Source organism: Pseudoclavibacter helvolus (assembly GCF_049707175.1).
Taxonomy (GTDB): Bacteria; Actinomycetota; Actinomycetes; order Actinomycetales; family Microbacteriaceae; genus Pseudoclavibacter; species Pseudoclavibacter helvolus_A.
In genome coordinates, this window is the sequence record NZ_JBNAFM010000011.1 from 73,405 (window position 1) to 96,175 (window position 22,771).

General features: G+C 70.3%; 17 protein-coding genes and 1 riboswitch. Of the genes, 3 read left to right on the forward strand and 14 right to left on the reverse strand.

Annotated features, from left to right (window positions below):
• Positions 1-33 precede the first annotated feature (33 nt).
• A complete protein-coding gene (locus ACPYN9_RS10515) occupies positions 34-357 on the forward strand; it encodes an ATP-dependent DNA ligase (RefSeq protein WP_424466353.1) in 324 nt (107 codons plus the stop codon).
• Positions 358-379: 22 nt separating this feature from the next.
• Here ACPYN9_RS10515 and ACPYN9_RS10520 read toward each other — a convergent pair whose 3' ends face one another.
• The 3 genes from ACPYN9_RS10520 to ACPYN9_RS10530 all read right to left on the reverse strand — a co-directional run bounded on the left by ACPYN9_RS10520 (position 380) and on the right by ACPYN9_RS10530 (position 2,011).
• Entirely contained in the window at positions 380-1,042 is a 663-nt protein-coding gene (locus tag ACPYN9_RS10520; RefSeq protein ID WP_424466355.1) for a lytic transglycosylase domain-containing protein, read from the reverse strand.
• Between the two features lie 298 nt (positions 1,043-1,340).
• Positions 1,341-1,694 (reverse strand): DMT family transporter, encoded by a 354-nt coding sequence (locus ACPYN9_RS10525; protein ID WP_424466357.1) that lies wholly within the window; start codon positions 1,692-1,694, stop codon positions 1,341-1,343.
• A 2-nt stretch (positions 1,695-1,696) separates the two neighbouring features.
• Positions 1,697-2,011, reverse strand: a complete 315-nt coding sequence (locus tag ACPYN9_RS10530) for a DMT family transporter (protein WP_424466358.1) — start codon at positions 2,009-2,011, stop codon at positions 1,697-1,699.
• Between the two features lie 10 nt (positions 2,012-2,021).
• Positions 2,022-2,088: riboswitch (guanidine-III (ykkC-III) riboswitch) on the reverse strand.
• A gap of 171 nt (positions 2,089-2,259) precedes the next feature.
• On the opposite strand from ACPYN9_RS10530, the gene ACPYN9_RS10535 reads away from it, so the two are divergent.
• Together ACPYN9_RS10535 and ACPYN9_RS10540 are read left to right on the forward strand one after the other, a co-directional pair.
• Positions 2,260-3,666 (forward strand): APC family permease, encoded by a 1,407-nt coding sequence (locus tag ACPYN9_RS10535; protein ID WP_424466360.1) that lies wholly within the window; start codon positions 2,260-2,262, stop codon positions 3,664-3,666.
• A gap of 116 nt (positions 3,667-3,782) precedes the next feature.
• Positions 3,783-4,736: a manganese catalase family protein gene (locus ACPYN9_RS10540; RefSeq protein ID WP_424466362.1), complete on the forward strand. Its 954-nt coding sequence runs from the start codon at positions 3,783-3,785 to the stop codon at positions 4,734-4,736.
• 451 nt (positions 4,737-5,187) lie between these two features.
• Here the strand turns inward: ACPYN9_RS10540 and ACPYN9_RS10545 are convergent, their stop codons facing one another.
• The 11 genes from ACPYN9_RS10545 to ACPYN9_RS10595 form a co-directional block, all read right to left on the reverse strand.
• Positions 5,188-6,834 carry a DUF222 domain-containing protein gene (locus tag ACPYN9_RS10545; protein WP_424466364.1) on the reverse strand — a complete coding sequence of 549 codons (1,647 nt, stop codon included), beginning with the start codon at positions 6,832-6,834 and terminating at the stop codon, positions 5,188-5,190.
• A 320-nt stretch (positions 6,835-7,154) separates the two neighbouring features.
• The gene (locus tag ACPYN9_RS10550; RefSeq protein ID WP_424466366.1) at positions 7,155-9,206 is read right to left on the reverse strand and encodes a glycoside hydrolase family 127 protein; all 2,052 of its coding nucleotides are present in this window, start codon (positions 9,204-9,206) and stop codon (positions 7,155-7,157) included.
• A complete protein-coding gene (locus tag ACPYN9_RS10555; protein WP_424466368.1) occupies positions 9,203-12,148 on the reverse strand; it encodes a beta-L-arabinofuranosidase domain-containing protein in 2,946 nt (981 codons plus the stop codon). The genes ACPYN9_RS10550 and ACPYN9_RS10555 overlap by 4 nt, the downstream gene beginning before the upstream one ends.
• Before the next feature lie 27 nt (positions 12,149-12,175).
• Positions 12,176-14,332 carry an alpha-galactosidase gene (locus ACPYN9_RS10560; protein ID WP_424466370.1) on the reverse strand — a complete coding sequence of 719 codons (2,157 nt, stop codon included), beginning with the start codon at positions 14,330-14,332 and terminating at the stop codon, positions 12,176-12,178.
• Entirely contained in the window at positions 14,325-15,800 is a 1,476-nt protein-coding gene (locus tag ACPYN9_RS10565; protein ID WP_424466372.1) for an aminopeptidase P family protein, read from the reverse strand. The genes ACPYN9_RS10560 and ACPYN9_RS10565 overlap by 8 nt, the downstream gene beginning before the upstream one ends.
• Entirely contained in the window at positions 15,797-17,089 is a 1,293-nt protein-coding gene (locus tag ACPYN9_RS10570; RefSeq protein ID WP_424466374.1) for an alpha/beta fold hydrolase, read from the reverse strand. Before ACPYN9_RS10570 ends, ACPYN9_RS10565 begins: the two co-directional genes overlap by 4 nt.
• A complete protein-coding gene (locus tag ACPYN9_RS10575) occupies positions 17,086-17,982 on the reverse strand; it encodes an ATP-binding cassette domain-containing protein (RefSeq protein ID WP_424466376.1) in 897 nt (298 codons plus the stop codon). The genes ACPYN9_RS10570 and ACPYN9_RS10575 overlap by 4 nt, the downstream gene beginning before the upstream one ends.
• Positions 17,979-18,863: an ABC transporter ATP-binding protein gene (locus tag ACPYN9_RS10580; RefSeq protein ID WP_424466378.1), complete on the reverse strand. Its 885-nt coding sequence runs from the start codon at positions 18,861-18,863 to the stop codon at positions 17,979-17,981. Before ACPYN9_RS10580 ends, ACPYN9_RS10575 begins: the two co-directional genes overlap by 4 nt.
• Positions 18,860-19,858 carry an ABC transporter permease gene (locus tag ACPYN9_RS10585; RefSeq protein WP_424466380.1) on the reverse strand — a complete coding sequence of 333 codons (999 nt, stop codon included), beginning with the start codon at positions 19,856-19,858 and terminating at the stop codon, positions 18,860-18,862. Before ACPYN9_RS10585 ends, ACPYN9_RS10580 begins: the two co-directional genes overlap by 4 nt.
• Entirely contained in the window at positions 19,855-20,829 is a 975-nt protein-coding gene (locus ACPYN9_RS10590) for an ABC transporter permease (protein WP_424466382.1), read from the reverse strand. Before ACPYN9_RS10590 ends, ACPYN9_RS10585 begins: the two co-directional genes overlap by 4 nt.
• A gap of 5 nt (positions 20,830-20,834) precedes the next feature.
• Entirely contained in the window at positions 20,835-22,532 is a 1,698-nt protein-coding gene (locus tag ACPYN9_RS10595) for an ABC transporter substrate-binding protein (RefSeq protein ID WP_424466384.1), read from the reverse strand.
• Positions 22,533-22,771 lie beyond the last annotated feature (239 nt).

The window sequence follows — 22,771 nt, forward strand, 5'->3', positions numbered from 1 at the left end:
GAAACGCTCGACGCTTCCGCCCCGACACACACTATGGGCACCTTCATCTATGACAACACACCAGCCGAATTCGACGATCGAGTGCTCGCGCACCTCGAAGCCGTCGTCTCCCTGAAGCTCCGGCGCGGCGAGGCGTTCCTGCTGAGCTGGCGCAACGAGGCGGTCGCCGGCGGCGGCCGAGACACGGTGTGGATGAGCGCCAACGTTCCCGTGCTGTTCAACTACCGGGGCGAGCGTCCCAGGGACCTTGACCGGGACGTCATCGAACGGCTCCTCCGCATGGCCAACAGTCCGGGCGGCGTCGTGGCGCCGAGCCCCGACGAGTTCGGGCTGATCTCGCCCTCCGGCCTCGCGTAGTCGAAGCCGTGAGGCCTCGCCGCTAGGACGCGTAGAGCTCGGCGTAGGCGGCGACCTCGCGCGCGTACTCGGCGGGGAGGTTGTAGGCGGAGATGGCGGTGTTCCAGCCGTCGTCGGTCGTCAGGTCGCCGCCGCGCTCGCAGAGGTAGGCGGCGGCCGTCTGCACGGCGTCGTCGATGTGGTGCGGGTCGGCGACGCCGTCGAAGTTCGCGTCCTGGCCGTACTTCGCCCACGTCTCGGGGATGAACTGCATGGGGCCGACGGCGCGATCCCATTCGGTGTCGCCGTCGAGGGCGCCGCCGTCGGTGTCTGGGATGGCGAGGAAGCCCTCGCTGCCGTCCAGGGGCACGCCGATGATCGGGGGCTCGACCTGGCCGGTGTCGGCGACCCGGGAGCCGCCGTAGGTGCCGTGCCGCGACTCGACGGCGCCGATTCCGGCGAGAGTGTTCCAGCCGATGCCGCATTCGGGGCGGGTCTCCGAGACGCGGATCGCGGCCCCCGCGTAGGCAGAGAGGGCCCGCGCCGGGATGCCCGTCGCCTCCGACGTCGCCTGCACCCACGCGGGCGAGGGGAGCTCGGCGACCGGCACATCCCAGATCCCGTACCCGGCCGACTCGGGGAGCAGCTGCTGGGGCGCCGCCGGGTAGCCCTCGGCCGTCGGATCAAGGAAGGGCTCGGTCTGCACCAGCTGCTCCTGCACCCCGTCGCCGACCTCGTCCTCGCCGTACGCCGGCGAGAAGAAGGAGCCCGCGCATCCGGTCAGCAGCGAGGCCGAGGCGACTCCGGCGCCGAGCGCGAGGAGGAGGCGGGTGCGAGCGGGAGCGCTTGCGGGCGAGGTGATGATGCTGGCCCTTCCTGGGTCGGCTGCTGTGGTTCTTCGCGGGCCGGCCGGAGCCGGCCTATGCGCAAAGAACCAGGGTACGTGCGACCTCGCCCGCTCGACTGGATGCTCGCCGAGGACTTCAGGATGCTCGCGGAGGAGGTCAGTCTCGCGCGGCGTCCGGGGCTGGCAGCGCCTTCTTCTCGGGCACGAGCTTGAGGCCGATGACGGCAAGGATGATGCCGGAGATGAAGACGGCCTTCCAGGGCGAGAAGGCTTCGTCGCCGGTCGCCATCGCGTAGATGACGGTGAGGGCCGCGCCGATGCCGACCCAGACGGCGTAGGCCGTGCCGATGGGGATGCGGGCGGCGGCCCAGCCGAGCCCGAGCATGCTGAGGACAAGGCCGACGAAGAACACGACGGTCGGGACGGGCTGCGTGAACCCCTGGGACTGGCCGAGGGCGGTCGCCCACACGGCCTCGAGGATGCCGCTGACGACGAGCGCGATCCATGCCATGGTCAGCTCACCACCTTGAGGCCGACGACGGAGCCGACGAGCAGCAGGAGCAGCAGGACCCGGGCGACGGAGACGCGCTCCTGCTTCGTGATCATCGCCCAGACGACGGTGAGGGTGGCGCCGATGCCCACCCAGACGGCGTACGCGGTGCCGGTCGGCAGCTGCGTCATGGCCCACGCGAGGCCAGCCATGCTGACGATGAGGGACACGAGGAACACCACGACGGGGACCGGCTTCTTGAACCCCTTCGAGGCGGAGAGGGCTGAGGCCCACACAGCCTCGAGCATCCCGGACAGAATCAACACCAACCAAGCCACGACGGCTCCTTCTGAGTCAGTCTTGTCGTGGTGCGGGTACTGCTCCCTCGTCCGCAAGCCCGACTCCGGGGCTTCGAAGGTCAACGGTAGCAACAGCGCGCACCGATGGCCAGGGCGGTCGCGCCTGCGCAGGTGATGCACAGGGCAGGTGATGCACAGGGCAGCGGATGCGCAGGGCGGGTGATGCACACCCGCGCCCACCTGACAAGGGCGGGTCGAGGCTTCGGGCGGCGGCACAGACTCGGGACATGTCCCCCACACGTCCCCCCACACAGCCCCCGACACAGTCCTCGCCGGCGACGCCGGCTCTTAAACGCGACGTGACCGGGCTGCTGCTCTTCGTCTTCATCCTCGGCGACGTGCTCGGGGCTGGCATCTACGCCCTCGTCGGCACCATCTCGGGACAGGTCGGCGGCGTCACTTGGCTGCCGCTGCTCGTGGCCCTCGTGCTCGCGCTGCTGACGGCGGCGTCCTACGCCGAGCTCGTCACGAAGTACCCGAAGGCGGGCGGGTCGGCCGTCTTCGCGCAACGCGCGTACCGCTCGGAGTTCGTGTCGTTCATGGTCGGCTTCTGCATGCTCGCGGCCGGGGTGGTGAGCGCCGCGAGCTTGGCGCTCGCCTTCAGCGGCGACTACCTGGCGACGTTCATCGACCTGCCGCCCGTCATCGGCGCATCCCTCCTGCTCGTGCTGATCGCGCTCGTCAACCTGCGCGGCATCAAGGAGTCGCTGCGCTCCAACATCGTCATGACGTGCATCGAGCTGACGGGCCTCGTGCTCGTGGTGGTGCTCGTCGGGGTGCTGGTCGCCGGCGGCGGTGGCGACATTGGCAGGGCCGTGACCTTCGGCGACGACATCGACCCGTTCCCCGCCGTCCTCGGGGCCGCCCTCCTCGCCTACTACTCGTACGTCGGCTTCGAGACGTCGGCGAACCTCATCGAGGAGGTGCGGGAACCGTCGAGGGTGTACCCGAAGGCGCTGTTCTTCTCGCTCCTGACCGCCAGCGTGATGTACATGCTCGTCGGCACGGCCGCATCCATCGCCGTGCCGTCGGGCGAGCTCGCCGAGTCGACGGGGCCGCTGCTCGACGTGATCGAGGCCACCGGGGTGCCGGTGCCCGCCTGGCTGTTCAGCGCGATCGCCCTCATCGCGGTCGCCAACGGGGCCCTGCTCACCATGATCATGGCGAGCCGCCTCACCTACGGCATGGCCGGCCAGGGCCTTCTGCCGCGGATGCTCGGACGCGTGCTCCCCGGGCGTCGCACGCCCTGGGTCGCGATCGTCGTCACGACGGCCTGCGCGATCGCGCTCACCGCGACGGGTGGCGTGGCAGTGCTCGCCGAGACCGTCGTGATCCTGCTGCTCATCGTGTTCATCAGCACGAACCTGGCGGTGCTCGTGCTCCGACGCGACAAGGTCGACCACACGCACTTCAAGGCCTGGACGGCGCTGCCCGTGCTCGCGATCGTCTCGTGCATCGTGCTCCTCACCCAGCAGAGCGGCGAGGTGTGGCTGCGGGGCGGCATCATCGTCGCGGTCGGGGCCGCCACCTACGCCGTGCTGCGGTTCGCGAGGCGACGCGCGGGTGGCACGGCTAACGCAGCCAGCGCAGACAGCACGAACAGCACGGACAGCCCGGACAGCCCGGGGGTCTAGGGTTCTACACCCTCCGCTCGGTTCGCGATACCCCTCGGGGAAACCCAGGCCCGGCTGGTCTGGTGAGGCCAACGACGCCCCCCTGGTGCCGTGCTCGATGACGAGGAGACTCCCCCATGTACTTCCACGCACAGACCTGGATCAACGACATCGCAGACGGAGAGCCGGACCCCGCGGCCGCCAACGCCCTGCAGGAGGGGCTCGGCGGGCAGTTCGGTGAGATGCGCACCATGATGCAGTACCTCTTCCAGGCCATGAACTTCCGCGGCCCAACCGCCAAGCCATACCGGGACCTCATCCAGGGCATCGGCACCGAGGAGATCAGCCACGTCGAACTCATCGGCACCACCATCTCGCGACTCCTCGACGGCTCCCCCGAGTACACGGGCAAGCTCACCGACCCCGTCGACAAGCCGGGCGCAGGCGGGGCGACGCCCCTCAACATTGCCCTCGACACGAGCAACATCCACCACTACCTCGTCGGCGCGCAGGGCGCTCTGCCGGTGGACGCGGCCGGCAACCCGTGGAGCGGCAGCTACGTCTACAACTCCGGCAACCTCCCCCTCGACCTGCTCTACAACCTCATGCTCGAGTCGACGGGGCGCCTGCAGAAGTGCCGCATCTACGAGATGACCGACAACCCCACGGCACGGGCCACGATCGCGTACCTCATCGTGCGCGACCAGGCGCACGAGAATGCCTACGCGAAGGCGCTCGAAACGCTCGGCGTCAAGTGGAACGCCCTGCTGCCGATCCCGAAGACCAACGCCGAGTCGTTCCCCGAAGTCAAGAAGCTCATCGATCTCGGGCTGCAGAGCAAGCAGTACTCGTTCGACCTCGACGGCAAGTCCGAGGCGGGCAAGATCTTCCAGGGCGCATCCCCCTCGAACGACGGCACGACGCTCGACGCCTCCGAGCAGGCTCCCGCCGGCGCTCCCTCGTTCATCGCTGACGAACGCCTCGAGGAGTTCGCCCCGGGGCTCGACGCCGACCTCCTCGCCCTCGTGCAGGCCACCGCCGAGCTCGAGCTCTCCGAAGTCAACGGCTTCTACGGGCCGACCACCACGTAGCCACGGGACCCAGGACTGGGACCGGGACGGGGACCGGGACCGGGACTGGGACCGGGACTGGGACCGGGACGGGGACGGGGACGGGGACCGGGACCGAGACCGGGACCGGGACCGAGACCGGGACCGGGCAGGCTCGGGACCGCGGACCGCGCACCGCGCACCGAGACCGAGACCGGGACCGGGACCGCGCAGGGCTCAGGGCCGCGGACCGGGACCGGGCAGGACTCAGGGCCGCGGTCAGCCGCCAGCCGCCAGCCGCCAGCGGTCAGCGGTCAGCGGTCAGCGGTCAGCGGTCAGCGGTCAGCGTGACCAATACTCGGAAAACCTTCATCCTCAACTCGAAACTCGAGCAAGGACGAGCGGCCTCCGAACCCGCGAACTCAAGACGCTAGCAACCCCAACCCGGCGAAGGCCGCGAACCCGGCGAAACCGGCCAAAACGACCAAACCGGCTAAAACGGCGGCGGTTCCAAGCCGGGGTCCAGCCCGGACTCCCCACCAGGGTCGGGCCCTGGCCCCGGTGGTCCAGACCCCACTGGCCCTGACCCCGTGGGACCAAGACCCGCGTGACTAGACCCCGCGGGACTAGACCCCGCGACCTCAGACCCCGCCGGACCAGACCCCGGTGGCCCAGACCCTGCGAGCCCCGACCCCGCCGGTCCCGACCCCGCGGGACCAGACCCCGGGTCGGATTCCTGCCCAGACCCGGGGGCGCGACCGCTGCCCGGCGAGTCCGCCCGGTACGTGCGGCCGCCGACCTTCAGGCCGGGCGCTCCCGGCGCGGATGGCCCGAAGGTCACCCCGCGGGGCTCGGGGACATCACGCAGGACGATGCCGGCCGGCGACGTCCACTCGAGGACCCCGCCCGGGAGTTGACGCACCCGCCAGGCGGTGTTGCCCTTGACCGTGTGATTCCACCGGCAAAGGTCGGCGAGGTTGCCGAGGCTCGTCGGCCCACCCTCCGAGGCGGGGATCGTGTGGTCGAGGTCGCAGTTCTCGGCGGGAAGCCGGCACCCCGGGAAGCGGCAGTGCACGTCTCGTGCCCGCAGCCAGGCCCGCATCGCCTCCGTCGGCCGGTAACGGTCGACCTCGACCACGGTGCCCGTGATCGGATGCGTCAAGATGCGCTCGAACGCGGGCGCCGTCGCGGCGATCTCGCGCGCGACGCTCATCGGGATCGGAGTGACCCCGTCGAGGAGCGCGGGCGAAGTGTCGCAGGGGGTGCCGTCGCCCTGCCTGGCGTCAAGCATCGCAAGCGCCGGCATCGTGACTGACGCCGTCGCGCTGATGCCCGCGGCCTGCGCGCACGACGTCAGCTCGCCGGTCAGCAGCAGCTCGGCGAACACGTCGGCCCGCACCTGGTGGAACGTTCGCGCGTCGTCAGACTCGTCGCTTCTCGCCCCGATGATGGCCCTCGCCATGTCGGAGAGCCGCCCGTCGATGGCCGTCAGCACCGGCAGGGAGTGCCGCACCCCGAGCGCCCCCATGCCGTCCGCTTCCCGGGTGACGATCACGGCCCGCGACCTCATCGCCTGCTCGTAGCGCTGCTCCAACGACGACGACGTCAGCCGCTCCGCCTGCTTCAACGCGAAGTCCTTCAGCCTGCCCGGCGACGTCGACCTCGCCTTCTCGAGCGCCACCTGCACAAACAGCTCGCGCCGCGCGGCCTGCTCGGCCGGATCATCGTGCACAACGATCGTGCCCGCCTCGCACACGATGCGAGCGTGCGCCATCGACACCTCACCGGCCGCGAGCGCCTCGTGCACGAGCGGGAAGTCTTCCGTGAGCACCGCGGACCGACCCATGATGCCCGCGACCGCCTGCCGCGACGAATTCGTGACCGCCGCGATCTCCGCCTTCCACGAGCGCAGCGCCCACTCCTGCTCCAGCGTGCCGGCTCGCTCGTCTTCCGCGACCGCCGTCCGCGCCGCCAGCGCATAGACGCGCGCCTGCTCCGCCTGCGCCATGGCCAGCGCCGAGTCGGCATCGGCGACGAGCCGGACAACCAGGAAGCGCTCGAGCTCGCGCACGCGGTCGACCACCCAAGCGGGTGGCTTCCACCCCTCCGGGATACGCGTCGCGAGCTCCTCATCGATCATGCGACCAGCATCCACCCGACCACCGACATTCTTGGTCCGGTCCGAAAAATCCGCGTAAATCTACGAAATCGGGGCAGCGGTGCCGGCTACACCCGCCCAGGTTCCTACCGGCGCGCGACCCGCGCGGCACGCCTGGGCCAGGAGTGCGCACAAGCCACCAGCACACTCTGGCCACCAGCACGCACAGCGCACCGCCACACGCCTTGCACGCCACACTCAGGCCACCGCCACCGCCACACGCCTCGAGCGCCACACTCAGGCCGCCGCCACACGCCTCGGCCGCCACGCCAGGCCACCGCCGCGCACACCCCACCCCGGGGTCAGCGGACGACGCGGTCTCGCGACGACGCGCTCGCCGGCAGCCACACGCGCATCGCGCCCGGCCCGCGGTTGCCCCACGAGAAGTAGGGCACCAGGGTCAGCCGCGTCTCCTCGTTGAGGCTCGCGGTCAGCTCGGTGAGCGGGCCGCTCGGATGCTCGACCCCCTCCCGCACCTCGATCGGGCTCGCGTCGGGCAGCGGCACGCCGTCGAGCGGATGCGCGTTGTCGACGCCTTCGGCCGCGTAGACGAGCGGCCCTCGCGCGACCACCACCTTCCCGACCGCGTCGGCGACCCTGGGGTCAGCACGTTCCCGCCGGGCCCCGAAGGGCACGTCGATCTCGAGCGTCTCCCCGTCGAGGAACTCACGCCGCACGACCGCGTACCCGCGCTGCACTTCAAACCCCACGGGGGCTCCGGCCGCCCTGATCTGCGCGCCCTCCGCCCAGTCGGGGATGCGGATGCGCAGCTCGAGCGGCAGCCGGTCGGCCCCGTGCAGGTCGAGGCTGAGGCTCGCCCGCCCGTTCCAGGGCAGCTCACTCCGGAGGCGCAGCTCTGCCGCCACCCCACCGCTCTCGAAGCGCAGGGTGCTGCCGATGAGCAGGTTGACGGTCACCGCAGTCACGCCTGCCGCAGTCATCCCTGCCCCGCGCTCGCCACCGCCATCACCGTCACCCGCGCCGCCGCCACGGCCCGCGCCACGCTCGCCGTCGCCACCGCCGACGCCGTCGCCACCGCCCTCGCCGTCGCCACTGCCCTTGCCCTCGCCCTCGCCCTCGCCCTCGCCCTCGCCACCACCCTCGCCAACCTCCAGGCTGTACACGTACCCACCGAGCGAGGTGAGCAGCCTGGCGACGTTTGGCGGGCAGCAGGCCACCCCGAACCAGCTCGAGCGGTTCCGGTCGCCGTCGCTCGCGAGCGGGTTGTCGTAGAAGAAGGCCGTGCCGTCGCTGCTCACGCCCGCGAGGACGGCGTTGTAGAGGGCTCGCTCCGCGACGTCGAAGTAGCGCGAGTCGGGGTCGGCCCTGGCGCTGCGTTCCGCCCAGAGGACGAGGCCGATGGCCGCGCAGGTCTCGGCGTACGACGTCAGGTTCGGGAGGTCGAAGTCGCTCGTGAACCCCTCGTTCTCGCTGGAGGACCCGAGCCCGCCCGTCACGTACATGCGGCGCGTGGTGACTGCCTGCCAGAGCCTGCGGTTCGTGGCGAGGAGGCTCGCGTCACCGTCCGCGAGCGCGAGGTCGGCGACCGCGCTGAGCAGGTACATGGCCCGGACGGCGTGCCCGACGACCTGGGTCTGCGCTCGAACGGGGAGGTGCGACTGGAAGTAGTCGTGCTCGGTCTCGAGCTCGCTTCGCGTGCCTGGGAAACCAAGCCCGAAGTGTCCGGGGCCGCCGCGCGCGGCGACCTCCTGGTCGAAGTACCTGGGTGTCGCGCCCCGCTCGTCGATGAAGTACCTGGCGAGGTCGAGGTAGCGGTCCTGCCCCGTGTATCGCCACAGCTTGACGAGGGCCAGCTCGATCTCCTGGTGCCCGTCGTAGCCGCGCAGCTGCCCTTCGCCGGCGCCGAAGATGCGCTCGATGAGGTCGATGTAGCGGATGAGGATGTCGAGCATCCGTTCGCGGCCCGTGGCCTGTGCGTAGGCGACGGCGCCTTCGAGCAGGTGGCCCGCGCAGTACAGCTCGTGGGAGTCGCGCAGGTCGGTGAAACGTCGCTCCGGCGCGACCGTCGTGAAGTACGAGTTGAGGTACCCGTCCGGCTGCTGCGCGGCCTCGAGGAGGTCGATGAGTTCCTCGACCTGCGCGCTGAGCGCGGGGTCGTCGTCGGTGGCGAGCACGTTGCTGGCCGCCTCGATCCATTTGCCGATGTCGCTGTCCCAGAACAGGTGCGGTGCTCCGTCGCGCGACCAGGTGCCGCCGAGCGCCTCGAGGTGGCCGACCGTGCGGAACTGCTCGAACAGGTGCGGGAGCATGGCGTCGCGGACCTGCCGAATGCGCGGCGACCAGAACGCGTCGTGGATGCGCACCTGGCGGAGCGGGGCCGGGCGGGCGGTCACGACTCCGCCTGGCCCGTCGTGTTCCCTGTCGGCGCCTGCCCGACCGCCGGCGCCTGCCCGACCGCCGGCGCCTGCCCGACCGCCGGCAGGACGAGGCGCTGGCGTGGCCCCTCGTTGCCAGCACGGTCGGTGGCGGCGTACTCGAGCACCTGCGCCTCATCGGTGAGGGCGCGCACGAACGCCTCCTGGAAGGTGCCCCAGAACGTGCCGGGCCCTTCCCACTGGATGCGTTCGACGCCGGACACGTCGTCGTCGGCGAAGAAGGTCACCTCGACGCTGCTGCCGAGCTCCTTGAGACGCACCCGGACCTCGGGCGCGTTCGTGTCCACGCTGAGCTCTCGGCTGGCGTAGCCGCGCTGGCCGTCAGCGCCGGTGGCCCGCGCCGTGACCGTGTGCACGCCGTCGGAGCCGATCGCGAACGGGCCGTCGTACGGCTGCCAGTCCCCGTCGTCGACGCGCGCTTCGATGCCGAGCTTGGCGGGCGTGGTCCGCGCGTCGAGCAGCACGGCCTCGAGGGTGATGACCGGCTTCGCGGTGAACCAGCCGGAGGGTGCGGGGTCGATGTCGACGCGGATGCTGACCGCCGGCGGCATGGGCGGGTCCTCGGACGCGTCGCCGATGGTCCAGGCGGTGAGCGTCGCCGGTGCACCATCGAGCGTGGTTGCAGTGTCGCGCGGGCCGAGCTCGCCCGCCGCCCCGCCGTCCGCGACCCCATCAGCCACCGTCACCGTCGAGATGCGGCGTTGCCCGTCGCCGGCGACGTCTGCCTCGCCCGCGGTGCGCAGCGCGGCCTCGAGCTCGGCGCCCGAGAGCAGCCCCTTCGCCCTGGTTGCCCGCGCAGTCTCGAACACCGCGTCGAGGAACGCCGACCGGTCGGCGAACGGAGCCAGGTCCCAGAGCGCGTCGAGGAATGTGCCCCCGGACGAGTCCGCCCGGTTCGGCACCCCGGAGTCGTGGCCGGCGAAGGCGATGGTCTCGTCCGCGGACCGAACGTACATGTGGAACCGCGAATCGCCCCCAGACCAACTGGGCTCGAAGTCGAGCCCAGCGAACCGCACCGGGGCGTCAGCGAACCGCACCGGGGCCTCGCCGCTCGCGCCGGCGCCCGCATCCACGTCGCCGCGCACCGTCCCGTCGAGCAGGCGCCGCCCGAGCAGGCCGAGCTGCAGCGACGTCGTCGCCTCCGACCTCGCGAGCAGCACCGACGGACCGAGCTGCAGGTGGTGGAGTCGAGGATCGTCGATCGTCGGCGTCGAGACGAGCGCCATCGGCAGCTCTACCGAGATCACGTCGCCGTGCCGGAACTCGCGGCGGATCGTGGCGAAGGTGCCGGGGAGGGCGTCAACCTCGAGCGGCTCGCCGTTGAGCCGCACGACCACGGGGCCGGCGACCCAGCTCGGGATGCGGAGGTGCACCGCACCCACACCCATGCCCTCACCCACGCCCGCCCCGTGATCCGCCCCCGCATCCGACCCACCGGCTTCCGCGTCGCCCGGGAGCGCTTCAAAAGAGAGCGCCAGGTCGCCCGCCGCGGGCAGGCCCGTGCTCAGCCGCACGCGCATCCCGGCACTGCCCCAGTTGAGGGTCGACGCGGTTGGCAGGGTGACCCACAGCTCCCGCCCGGCCGAGAAGAAGATCGACTCCTGGTACTTGACGTGGTTCTCGAGCCCCGTGCCTCCGCAGCAGGTGCCGACGTTGTCGTACTCCCTGACCGCGCCGGGGTGCACCGGGAACATGTAGGTCACCTCGGGGCTCGTGTCCGAGTCGACGGCCTTCCGCGAGCCGAGGATGTGGTTGAGCACGGCGCGCTCGGCGTAGTCGAAGTAACGGGGGTCGAGGGTGTGCTGGAAGAGCAGGGCGGCGATCTTGAGCAGGTTGTAGGTCGCGCAGGTCTCCGCGTTGCGCTGGCCGATGTTGCCGGCGACCGTGTCGGGTGGCCCCCACAGCTCGCTCTCGCCCGTGCCGCCGTGCGCGAACGTCCGACCCGGCACGATCTGGTCCCACAGACCGAGGACGGCGTCGAGGTAGCGGCGCTCCCCGGTCAGCTCGAACTCGTGCACGTACCCGACGAGCTGCGGCAGGTGCTGGTTGGCGTGCATTTTCGTGAGGATGTCGTCGTGCGCGGCGCCGGCCTCGAGGAGCGCCTCCGTGTCGAAGAAGGCCGCTGTCTCGAGGAAGGTGGGCTCGTCGGCCACGGCGCTGAGGCGGGCCATGGTCTCATTCATGCCCCCGAACTCTCCCGCGATGTACAGCGACCACATGCGCTGCCGCTGCGCCGGCTCGAGCTTCGCGAGGCGCGCGTGCACCCAGTGGCCCATGCGCGTGACGACCTCGAGCGCGAGAGCGCTGCCGGCGAGCTCGTGGGCGTCGAGGAGCCCGGCCATGATCTTGTGGCACGTGTAGTACGGGGCCCAGATCTCTCCGTATGGGGCGTACGACTCGAGGCGCGCGAACTGCCATTCCCCGTAGGCGGCGAGGAACCCGGGATGCGAGAAGCGGCCGGTCGCGGCGAGCGCCGCCTGCACCTCGGCGAGCCCCTCCACGCACGCCTCCACCTTGGCGAGCAGCGCCGGGTCCCGTTCCCCCGCGGCGGCGATCGACAGCATCGAGAGGAAGTGGCCCGCGTAGTGGCCGCGCAGCAGGTTCGCGGTCTGCGCGTGCTCGCGGCCGGGGTAGTCGGCCTCGCCCCACGCCTCCTCCAGCGGATGCCCGAAGTCCTCCCACGTGCCGGGCGCATCCGCCCCTCGCGTGTCGAGGCCCGCATTGGCCCGGAAGACGGCGAGGAGCCGGTCGACCGGGTAGACGCGGGCGAGGTGCAGCAGCTCGTCGCGTGCTCGCGCGAAGACGCTCGAGTCGTCGATGGCGACGTCGCCGAGCCCGAAGGGTGTCGCGAGGGGCGGGGCGATCCGCTCGGTGCGGGGAGATGGGGTGTGAGAGGTCATGCTGCTCCGTTCGGGGGACGCGGGACGTCAGGAAGGGTGAGAAGTGAGGGAGAGCAGCACGGTGTGCTCGGGGTGCTGCGGCGGTAGCTGCAGGCCGGCCGTGGTGAGGATGCTGCCCGCGAGGATCGTCTCGCCCCGCCACCAGCCGTCGACCCCGGGCTTGTGCGGGCCGACGGCATCGGCGGGATGCAGGAGGCCGACCCGGTACCGGAGGCGCTCGTCGAGGCCGGGGATGCGCAGGCGACCCGGCGGGTATGACAGGCCCGCGCGCAGCTGCGTGACCGCGAAGAGCGCTTCCGTGCGGTCGTGCGACACGACGCCCCGGATGGCGATGGCGTCGTCGGCCGGGTCGCCGTGCACGACGCGGCCGCTGTGGAGCAGGGGGCGCCACTGCTTGTAGAGGGCCACCCACTCGGCGAGCTCGCGGGCCTCGGCGTCCGTGATTCGGGTGAGGTCCCACTCGATACCGAGGTGGCCGAAGATGGCCTGCGCCCCTCGGAAGGCGAGGTCGTGGGTCCTCGAGGTGGTGTGCGAGCGCGCGGCGCCGATGTGGGAGCCGATCAGCTCCGGCGGCAGCAGCAGCCCGGTCGCCGCCTCGATGCCGACGCGTTCGAGGGCGTCGATCGTGTCGGACGCCCAGAGCCGTTCGACACGCGACATGATGCCGAGGTCGGCGCGGCCCCCACCTCCGGAGCACGACTCGAACTCCACCGTGGGGTGCCTGGCGCGCAGCTCGTCGAGCAGCCGGTAGGCCGCGTGCGTCTGCGCGCGGACGGCGGCGCGCCCGGTGGAGGCGTCGCCCGCCTCGGCGAGGTCCCGGTTGTGGTCCCACTTGACGTAGGCGATCGGGTACTCGGTGAGCAGCGCATCCATCGCCGCGAGCACGTGCGGGAACGCGCCGTCGTCGGACAGGTTGAGCACCTGCTGCGAGCGCGAGGGGGCCGGGAGCCTGCCGTCGCCGGGCTGCAGCATCCACTCTGGATGCGCGCGTCCAAGCTCGGAGTCGGGGCTCACCATCTCGGGTTCGAACCACAGCCCGAAGTCCATGCCCAGCTCGTGGATGCGCGTGACCAGCGGCCAGAGCCCGTCGGGCCAGACGGCACGGTCGACCCGCCAGTCGCCGAGGCCGGCGGTGGCATCGCGGCGGCCCTCGAACCAGCCGTCGTCGAGCACGAAGCGTTCGACGCCGACCTCGGCCGCGCGTTCGGCGAGCTCGAGCAGCCGGGGCAGGCTGTGATCGAAGTAGACCGCCTCCCACACGTTGAGGAGGACCTTGCGAGGTGAGCTCGGGTGCTCCGGCCTGGCCCGCAGGTGGTCGTGGAACCTGGCGGCGAGCGCGTCGGTGCCGTCGCCGCAGGAGGCCCACAGCCACGGCGAGGTGTACTCGTCGCCTGGCGCGAGCGCGCCCTCCCCCGCGAGCAGCAGCTCGCCGCCCATGAGCACGCGCGCGCCGGTCGGTTGCACGCGCTCGGCGGCGACCGAGGTGTTGCCAGACCAGCCGACGTGCACGCCCCACACCTCGCCGCCCCTCGCGGAGCATCCAGGAACCCCGGCGGCGAGCAGCATCGTCGCGTCGTGCCCGCGGGCACGCCGGCTCTCGCGCAGGTGGGTGCCCGGCTGGAAGCGGCTGCGCTGCTCCTGCCGCTCGAGGAGGTGCCTGCCGGTGTGCTCGAGGATCTCGTCGGCCGCCGGCGGCACGGGCAGGGCGAGTTCGAGCGCCTCGAGGGTGAACGTCGTCGATCCGAGATTCTGCAGCCCGGCCTGCAGGCGCAGCAGGCCGCTCGGTGCGAGCTCGAGGGTCAGCCGCACCCGCAGCGCAGCGGCCGGGTCCTCGGCGATCCAGACCAGGTGCTCGCTCCCGGCGGCTCGCGCTCGCCGCGCTTCCGTGACCCGGAAGCGCGGCGAGAAGCTGCGACCGTCGCGGTGCCCCCGCAGGCCAGGCCTGCCGAACCACCCTCGGGACGCCTCAGGGAGCAGCGAGACCCGCAGCTCCTCGTCGAGCGTGTCAGAGCCCAGCACCGTGCGGTTCGCCGCGGCGAACGACGCCAGGTCCCGCTCCTCGAGCTCGCCGAGGTCGGCGCCCCAGTGCAGGACGCACGGCAGCTCGTCGCCCCGGCGCTCGACGACGACGCTCACCCCGCCGCAGCGCAGGTGCTCGACGATCGCAGTGGATGCGTCAGGCACGGCCGAGCTGTTCGCGCGTCCACCGCTCGACCCCGTCAGCGTCGATGGGGAGGCCGTCGGAGAGCACCTCGTGGCCGTCGGCCGTGACGAGCAGGTCATCTTCGAGCCGCACCCCGATCCCGCGCAGCTCCGGAGGCACCGTCTCGTCGTTCGCGTGGAAGTAGAGTCCCGGTTCGACGGTCATGACGACGCCGGCCTCGAGGTCGGCGCCCATGTAGTCCTCGTACTCCGAGTGGCTGCAGTCGTGCACGTCGAGCCCCAGGTGGTGGCCGACGCCGCACGCCAGGTACCTGCGGTGCTGCTGCCCCTGAGGCGAGAGCGCCTCGTCGACCGAGACGGGCAGCATTCCCCAATCGTGCAGGCCCTGGGCGATCACCTCCATCGCCGCGAAGTGGAAGTCCAGGTAGGGAACGCCGGGCCTGATCTGGGCCATGCCCGCCCGATGCGCCTTCTCGACGAGGTCGTGGGCGGCCCGCTGCTCGGCCGAGAACGTTCCGCTCGCGGGAATGGTGCGGGTCACGTCGGCGGTGTAGAGCGAGTTCGTCTCGACCCCCATGTCGAGCAGCAGCGCCGCGTCGGGGAGCACCGGGCCGTCGCAACGCACCCAGTGGAGGATCGGGGCGTGCGGCCCGGATCCGACGATCGTCGAGTAGCCGGGCCCGTTGCCGAAGGTGCGCGCGTGCCGGTCGAAGGTGCCCTGCAGCCAACGCTCCCCCAGCCCGTCCGCGATGGCCCGCGGGACCTCGCGCACGACCGCCGCGAATCCACTCACCGTGTCGTCGACGGCGCGGCGCAGCTGCGCGATCTCCCAGTCGTCCTTCACCATGCGCAAGTTCGAGAGCTCTCGGTCAACATCGGGCGACCGCAGGAGCGAGAGCGCGTCGAGCGTCGCCGACGACACCGAGGCGCTCGCGAGGGCACCTCGGACCCCCTTCGGCACCGCGAGCTCCTCGATGGGGCGCACCTCGAGCTGCAGCGCCTCGGCCCACTGCGGGATACCGGGCGATGCCCCGACCCAGAGCTCGCCGTGGTTCGCGTTGCTGAAGAAGCCAGCGTCTCCAGGGCGGAACGGCGCGGGCAGGTAGAGGGTCGCGTCGTGCCCTCCAGATGACGGATGCAGCACCAGCGTCGCGCCCTCGACCTGGCAGCCCGTGAGCCACACGAAGTCGCTGTTCGCGCGGAAGCCGTAATTGCAGTCGTCGTTGCGCACCGGGGCGACCCCGCTCGACACGACGATCGTCGCCGTGGGGAAGCGGGCGCTGAGCCGCGCCCGGTGCGACGCCGCGGCCGCCGCCGCGCCCTCGGTGAGCGCGACGGGGGCATCCACGCTGCCCCAGTCCCTCGCGATGAAGTCGGTGAACGCGGGGATGCTCGCGAGCTTCGGGTAGCGCGTGCCCGCGTACGGGGGCCTACCGGTGGCGGTGGCGGTGTTCGTGTTCGTGTTCGTGTTCGTGTTCGCTGCGCTCATCGTCGCTCTCCTCCTCGGTCACGGACCAGCTCGCGCAGGCGCGTGAAGGTGCGCCCCGAACCGATCCCGTCGTGCTCGAACTCGTTGGTCACCCAGCTGACGGAGTTGCCGACGCGCGAAAGCGTGTCGAGCTGCAGGTGGGCGTCCACGTACATGTCGTCGTAGTAGACCGCGGCCGCGACCGGGGCCTCGTTGGCGGCGAGCGCGTCGAAGTCGTAGAGGCGACTCCAGCGCTCCCTGCTCGCGAGCTCGTGCACGGCATCGCGGAAACCCCGCAGCAGGCGAACCTCGTCGAACATCCAAGGGAACGCCATCTCGCCCGTGAAGAGCAGCGGCCGGCGGTCGACGTCGAACTGCGGGCGGCGGTCCCGCTCGCGTTGCGCGGCCCAGTTGGTCGCGCCGCTCTGCTCGTCGCCGTAGATCGACTCCTGCAGGGTCCAGAACAGCGGGTTGCCTGCACTCGACGTGCGCGCGAGCACCTGCGCGAGGAAGGACTCGCTGAGGCGGCCATCCGGGGTGAACGCGTCGTCGAGCAGCCAGTGCATGCGCTCGAAGCCCGGCTTCATGCCGAAGTCGATGCCGAGCGACTGGAAGCGCTGCACCGTCAGGCGGTCGCCGTCCGGAAGCCGCACGTCCTCACCCGAGAGGCGGTCCGCGATCGCGGCGACCACGGCGACGTCCTGCGGGTAGCGTCTCGCGAACTCCGCGTTCTTCTGCTCCACCCGCGTGAAGGTGCGCCGGTAGACCTCCTCCGCATCCGCGGGCGTACCCGGGATGCCGCCGCACACGTAGCTCGCGGCGATGGCGCCCGGCGCGTGGGAGAGGTAGGCGAGGGTCAGCCAGCCGCCGTAGCTCTGCGCCAGCGTCGCCCACTTCGTCCCGCCGTACAGCAAGGTGCGCACCTGCTCGAGGTCGCGCACGATGGAGTCAGCCCGGAAATGCGCGAGGTAGTCGGCACCGAGCACGCCGTCGCCGAACGCCGCGATGGTGTGCGCGTCGATGGGCGTGCTCCGCCCCGTGCCGCGCTGGTCGACCAGCACGATCCGGTAGTGCTGCAGCGCCTCGCCGATCCAACCGGATGCGTCGACCGGGCGCGGATTCGCGCCGCCCGGGCCGCCCTGCAGGTAGGTCAGCAGCGGCAGCTCCTCACGCCGCCGATCTGGGTCGACCAGCTCGCGCACGAAGACCGAGATCTCTCCCGCCTCCGCGTCCCACCAGTCGAGGGGCACGCGGATGCTCTGCTCGCGCACCCAGATACCGGGCAGTGCGTACTCGACGACGTGGCTCATCCCTGCTCCTCCTGCACTTCCTGCGCTTCCTGCGCTTCGCGCTCCCTGCGTCTGCGGGCGCGCTCGTTCTTCTTGCGGCGCGCATCCCACTCCGGATTGATGCGCGGGACGGCGGCGAGCAGGGTGCGCGTGTACTCGTGGCTCGGACGCTCGAACACCTGGTCGCGTTCGCCGACCTCCACGATGCGCCCCTGACTCATGACCGCCACGCGTGTCGCGATCTGCCGCACAACGGCCAGGTCGTGCGCGATGAAGAGGTAGCTGAAGCCTTCCTCCTCCTGCAGCTGCCTGAGCAGGTTGATGACCTGCGCCTGCACCGACACGTCGAGCGCCGAGACCGCCTCGTCGCAGATGACGAGCTTCGGTCCGACGGCGAGCGCACGGGCGATGCCGATGCGCTGCGCCTGGCCGCCCGAGAACTGGGCGGCGTAGCGGCCCGAGTGGTCAGGGTTCAGGCCCACGCGCTCCATGAGGCCCCTCGCGAAGTTCCTGGCCCCGCCCGGGATCGAGCGCTTCTGGTACACGAGCGGCGCCGTGATGAGCCGCTCGACGGTGTGCCGCGGGTTCAGCGACGAGAAGGGGTCCTGGAACACGACCTGCACCTCGCCACGGAAGGCGTGCAGCTCCCTGCCCTTGATCGTGCTCACATCCTGCCCCTGGAACTCGACGGTGCCGCTCGTGACGTCCATGAGGCGCGCCACCAGCCTGGCCGTCGTCGACTTGCCGGAGCCGGATTCACCGACGAGCGCGAGCGTCTCGCCCTGGTGCACCTCGAGCGACACGTCGTCGACGGCGCGGAAGCTCTTGCTCTTCGAGAACTGCCCTCCGCCCGAATCCGTGCTGAACTCTCGAACGAGGTGCTGCGCGCGCAGCAGTGGTTCCTGGGGGCTCATCGTGTCTCCTCCTCGCGCAGCGTCTGCACCGGCACGGTCGTGGTGCGCAGCAGGCCGATCTCGTCGTCGATGCGGGGCACGGCGTCCAGCAGCAGGCGTGTGTACGGCTCCTGCGGGTCGGTGAAGATTTCCTCGACGCTGCCAGACTCGACGAGCGCGCCCTGCTGCATGACCACGATCTGGTCGGCGACCTCGCTCACGACGGCCAGGTCGTGGGTGATGAGGATCATGCCGGCACCCGTCTCCGTCCTGATCTCCGTGAGGAGGTCGAGGATCTGCGCCTGCACGGTCACATCGAGCGCCGTCGTGGGCTCGTCGGCGATGATCAGGTCGGGCTCCATGCTCAACGCCATCGCGATCATGACGCGCTGGCGCATGCCGCCCGAGAACTGATGCGGGTAGTGGTCGACCCTGCGGGCGGCGTCGCGGATGTGGACGCGCTCCATCGCCTCGATGGCCACCTTCTTGGCCGCCGCCCGGCTCACGCCGGAGCGGTGCGAGCGGTAGGCCTCGGCGATCTGCGTGCCGACCGTGTAGTAGGGATTGAGGGAGGAGAGCGGATCCTGGAAGATCATCGCGATGCGGTCGCCGCGGATGGCGCGCATCGCCGGCTCGCGCAGCGTGCTGAGCTCCTGGCCGTCGAAAACCAGCGAGCCGGAACGCCGCGCGCCCTTCGGCAGCAGCCCCATGATGGCGAGGCTGGTCATCGACTTGCCCGAACCCGACTCGCCGACGATGCCGAGGGCGCCGCCGCGCGGCACGTCGAAGTCGATGCTCTGCACGACCTCTGCCGTGCCCCCGGCGGTCTCGAACGAGACCGTGAGGTCGCGGACGCTGAGCAGCGGTCCGGCGCCCTGCGGAGTGCTGGTGGGTGCATTCATTTCGACGCTCCAACTCTGACCCGGGGGTCGATGACGGAGTACAGGAGATCGACGACCATGTTGCCGACGACCACGAGGAACGCCGCCAGCAGGGTGACGCCCATGATGACGGGCTGGTCGTTCTTCGTGATGGAGTCGGCCGCGAGCTTGCCGACGCCGTTGATGCCGAACACGGTCTCGGTGATGAGGGCCCCGCCGAGGAGCCCGGCGAAGTCCATTCCGAAGATCGTGACGATGGGGGTCAGCGCGGGACGCAGCGCGTGGCGGCGCCACACGAGGCTCGGCCGCAGGCCCTTCGCCCTCGCGGTGCGCACGTAGTTCTCCTGCAGCGTGTCGATGACGTTCGCGCGAGTGAGTCGCGTGTAGGTCGCCGCGTAACCGATGGAGAGCACCACCCACGGCATGATGAAGTTCAGAAACCACTGCACGGGGTTGTCGAGGAACGGCACGGCCTGCGGGAACGGCAGCCAGCCGAGCGACACGACCAGCACGAACTGCAGCAGCAGGGCGAGCACGTAGTTCGGAATCGACATGCCGCCGAGCGTGAGCCCAGCGATGAAGCGATCTGCGAACTTCCCCTCCTTGACGGCGCTGATCACGCCGCCCATCACGCCGGCGAGGAGCCAGAGCACTGCGGCACCGATGGCGACGGTGGCGGAGACGGGCAGACGCTGCAGGATCATCTCGGTGACCGGCTGGCTCGACTGGAACGAGTAACCGAGGCAGGGCGCGGCGCATTCGATGACGGCACCGCTCGACTCGTACGTGCGCCCGAACAGGAGGCCGCCGATGAAGGTCCAGAACTGCGTCCAGAACGGCAGGTCGAGGCCGAGGTTCTCGCGGATCTGGTCGATGCGCTCCGGCGTGCAGTTCTTACCGCAGATCTGCACGGCCGGGTCTGGCGAGAGCACGAAGAACACGACGAACGTGAACAGGCACACCAGGAACAGCACGAGGACCATGCCGAGCAGGCGGTTGATGGCGAAACGGGTCATGAGCGCGCCTCCCCGGACTCGGCGAGCTTCTTGATGCGGTCACCGAGCACGGTGAACGAGAGCACGAGCAGGAACAGGAAGACGCCGGGGATGAGGAAGTACATCGGGTCGACGGCGTACCAGCCGACGGAACTCGCGATCATCTGCCCCCAGGAGGGCGTTGGCGGGACCACGCCGACGCCGAGGAACGAGAGCCCCGCCTCGGTGCCGACGTAGCCGGGGATCGCCAACGTGGTCATGACGATGATCGTCGAACGCAGGTTGGGCAGGATCTCCCGGAAGATGATCTGCAGGCTCGACGCGCCAGACGCCTTCGCCGACTCGACGTACTCGCGCTGCTTGATCGACATCGTCTGCCCGCGCACGATGCGGGCCAGGTACGGCCAGCCGAAAACGGAGATGACGAGCACCAGCAGGAGCTGCCGGTTGTCGGCCGGGAGGGCCGAGAGCACCGCGATCATGAAGATCAGCGCCGGGAACGCCATGAGGAACTCCATGACGCGGGAGATGATCGTGTCGACCCACCCGCCGAAGTACCCAGACAGCAGCCCGAACACGATGCCGAGCACGCTTGTGAGCGCGGTCGCCGACAGTGCGATAGTCATCGAGACCTGCGCGCCGTAGACGATGCGGGCGAAGATGTCCCGCCCGCTGCCCGGCTCGACGCCGAACCAGTGCTCGGCGCTGATGCCGCCCCACGGCCCGAGGGGCACGCCCCCGAGGTTCGGGTCGATCGCGCTCTGATCGAACGCGTACGGGTCCCATCCGCTCAGCTTGACGAGCAGCGGAGCCGTGAGGGCCATGAGGATGATGAGCACGATGTACGCGCTCGAGAGCACCGCGCCCCAGTCCCGGAGGAAGGCGCGTGCGAGCCGACGGCGCGAGGCGGGTGGCGCATCCAGCGTCTCCGTGAGACCTGGATCACCACCCGCCGTGCCCTCGACCTCAAGTTCGGTCGACGAGAAGGTCATGGTGATTAGCCCTTAGACGGGTCCGCGAGTCCGACGATCGTGAGGTCGGTCATGCTCGTGCTCGGGTAGTAGCCGGCGATGTTCTCACCCGGTAGGAAGACGCCCTTCTCGAGCACCAGCGGGGCGATGGGTGCGAGCTCCATGATCTGCTTGTCGAGCTCACCCCAGGCGGTGTTGGCCGCCTCGAGGTCGGTCATCGCCTTGATCTCGTCGATGCGCTCGTTGATCGCCGGATCGTTGATCTGCGCCAGGTTCGAGTTGCCCTTCTCGGTGATGTTGCGCCCGTCGAACAGCGGCGGGAGGAAGGTGCTCGCGCTGGACGCCCAGTCGGGGCACCAGCCGGTGATAGCCGCGTCGTTCTGCTGCGAGGTCGTTCCGATGGTCTCGTAGTAGGTGGAGACGTCGATGACGTTCAGCGCCACGTCGATGCCGAGCGGCGAGAGCGCCTGCTGGATGGCCTCAGCCTGTGCCTGCGCCTTGGGGTTGGAGCGCACGTCGAGGGTGAACGAGAAGCCGTCGCCGACGCCCGCCTCCTCGAGGAGCTTCTTCGCCTCAGTGGGGTTGCCCGTGAAGTCGCCGCCCTCGCTCGGGTACAGGTCGTATTCGAGGTGGCCGTTCACGGCAGGGGGGATGATCGCGGTCGCGGGGTCAGCGAGCTGGTTACCGCCCGACGCGTTCTGGATCGCGGCCCGGTCGAGCGCGTAGTTGACCGCCTGGCGCACCTTGACGTCCTTGAAGGCGTCCTTCGTCGTGTTCATCGACATGTAGGTCGTGCAGTACGCCGGGGAGAGCGCCGTGCGCTCCTGCAGCTGCGGCGTCTGCAGACGCGGGAGGCTCGCCGCCTGGATGACGCCGGAGATCGCGTTGATGTCGGTCGACTGACCGGCGATCATGCGCTCGTCGATCGTGGCCGGGTCGAGGCCGATGTCGAACTGCCACTCGTCCGGGTACGCCTTGCGCACGTCGTCCGTCGCGGGGTCCCAGTTCTCGTTGCGCACGAGGTTGATGACCGTCCCGGGGGTGTAGCTCTCGAGCGTGTAGGGGCCTGAGGCGATGATGTCGTTGATGAACTCGCTGCCGCCGCCCGTGCCGACGGGGAACGGAACCGCGTTCGCCTGCGCGAGCACATTGTCGAACTCGGGGAAGGGAGCCTTGAGGTTGAAGACGATGGTCTTCTCATCCGGCGTCTCGATCGTGGGCAGGTCGCCCGTGACGTACGGGCCCTCGTAGCCCTCGGGGGCGTCGATGACCTGCTTGAGGTACGGCGAGCCGATGCCGATCTCGGGGTCCCAGGCCCGCGAGATGCCGAACTTCACCTCAGCGGAAGTGATCGGGTCGCCGTTGTCGAACTTCAGGCCGTCCTTGAGCGTGTAGGTCCACTTGAGGCCGTCCTCGGACTGCTCGCCGAGGCCCTCAGCGAGGTCGGCGACGATCGCGTTGGGGTCTTCGGCGTCGCCGGCCGCCTGCATCGTGAGGCCGCGGTAGATGAGCCGGTAGAAGGCGTTGACGCCGCCGTCGAAACCGCGTGCCGGGTCGAGGTAGGAGAAATCCGCGTTCTGCAGCATGTGCACCGTGCCGCCGGCGACGGGCTCTCCGCTTGCGCCGCTGTCGGCCTGCGGGGCCGCGCCTCCGCCGCAGGCGCTCAGCAGCATGATCGAGGTCGTAGCGAGCGCCAGGGCGCCGGCGATTCTTCTTTTCTTCACGGGGTTTTCCTCTCAGATGGTCTTCACGACGAAGACGAGGGCTTGTGCTCTCGATCGCGTCGCCGCGAGCAATGAGAGCGATCACATTCACAACATGCGGAGACGGCCGCGTTTGGCCGCCGTGACCTCCCAAATGGAATGTGACATATCACTGCGACTCGGGCGGGGGCCAGTGGGAGGCACATCCCCATACGACACCCCAAACGTTTCCCTCGAGTGCGAGGAATGTTTCGCCGGCG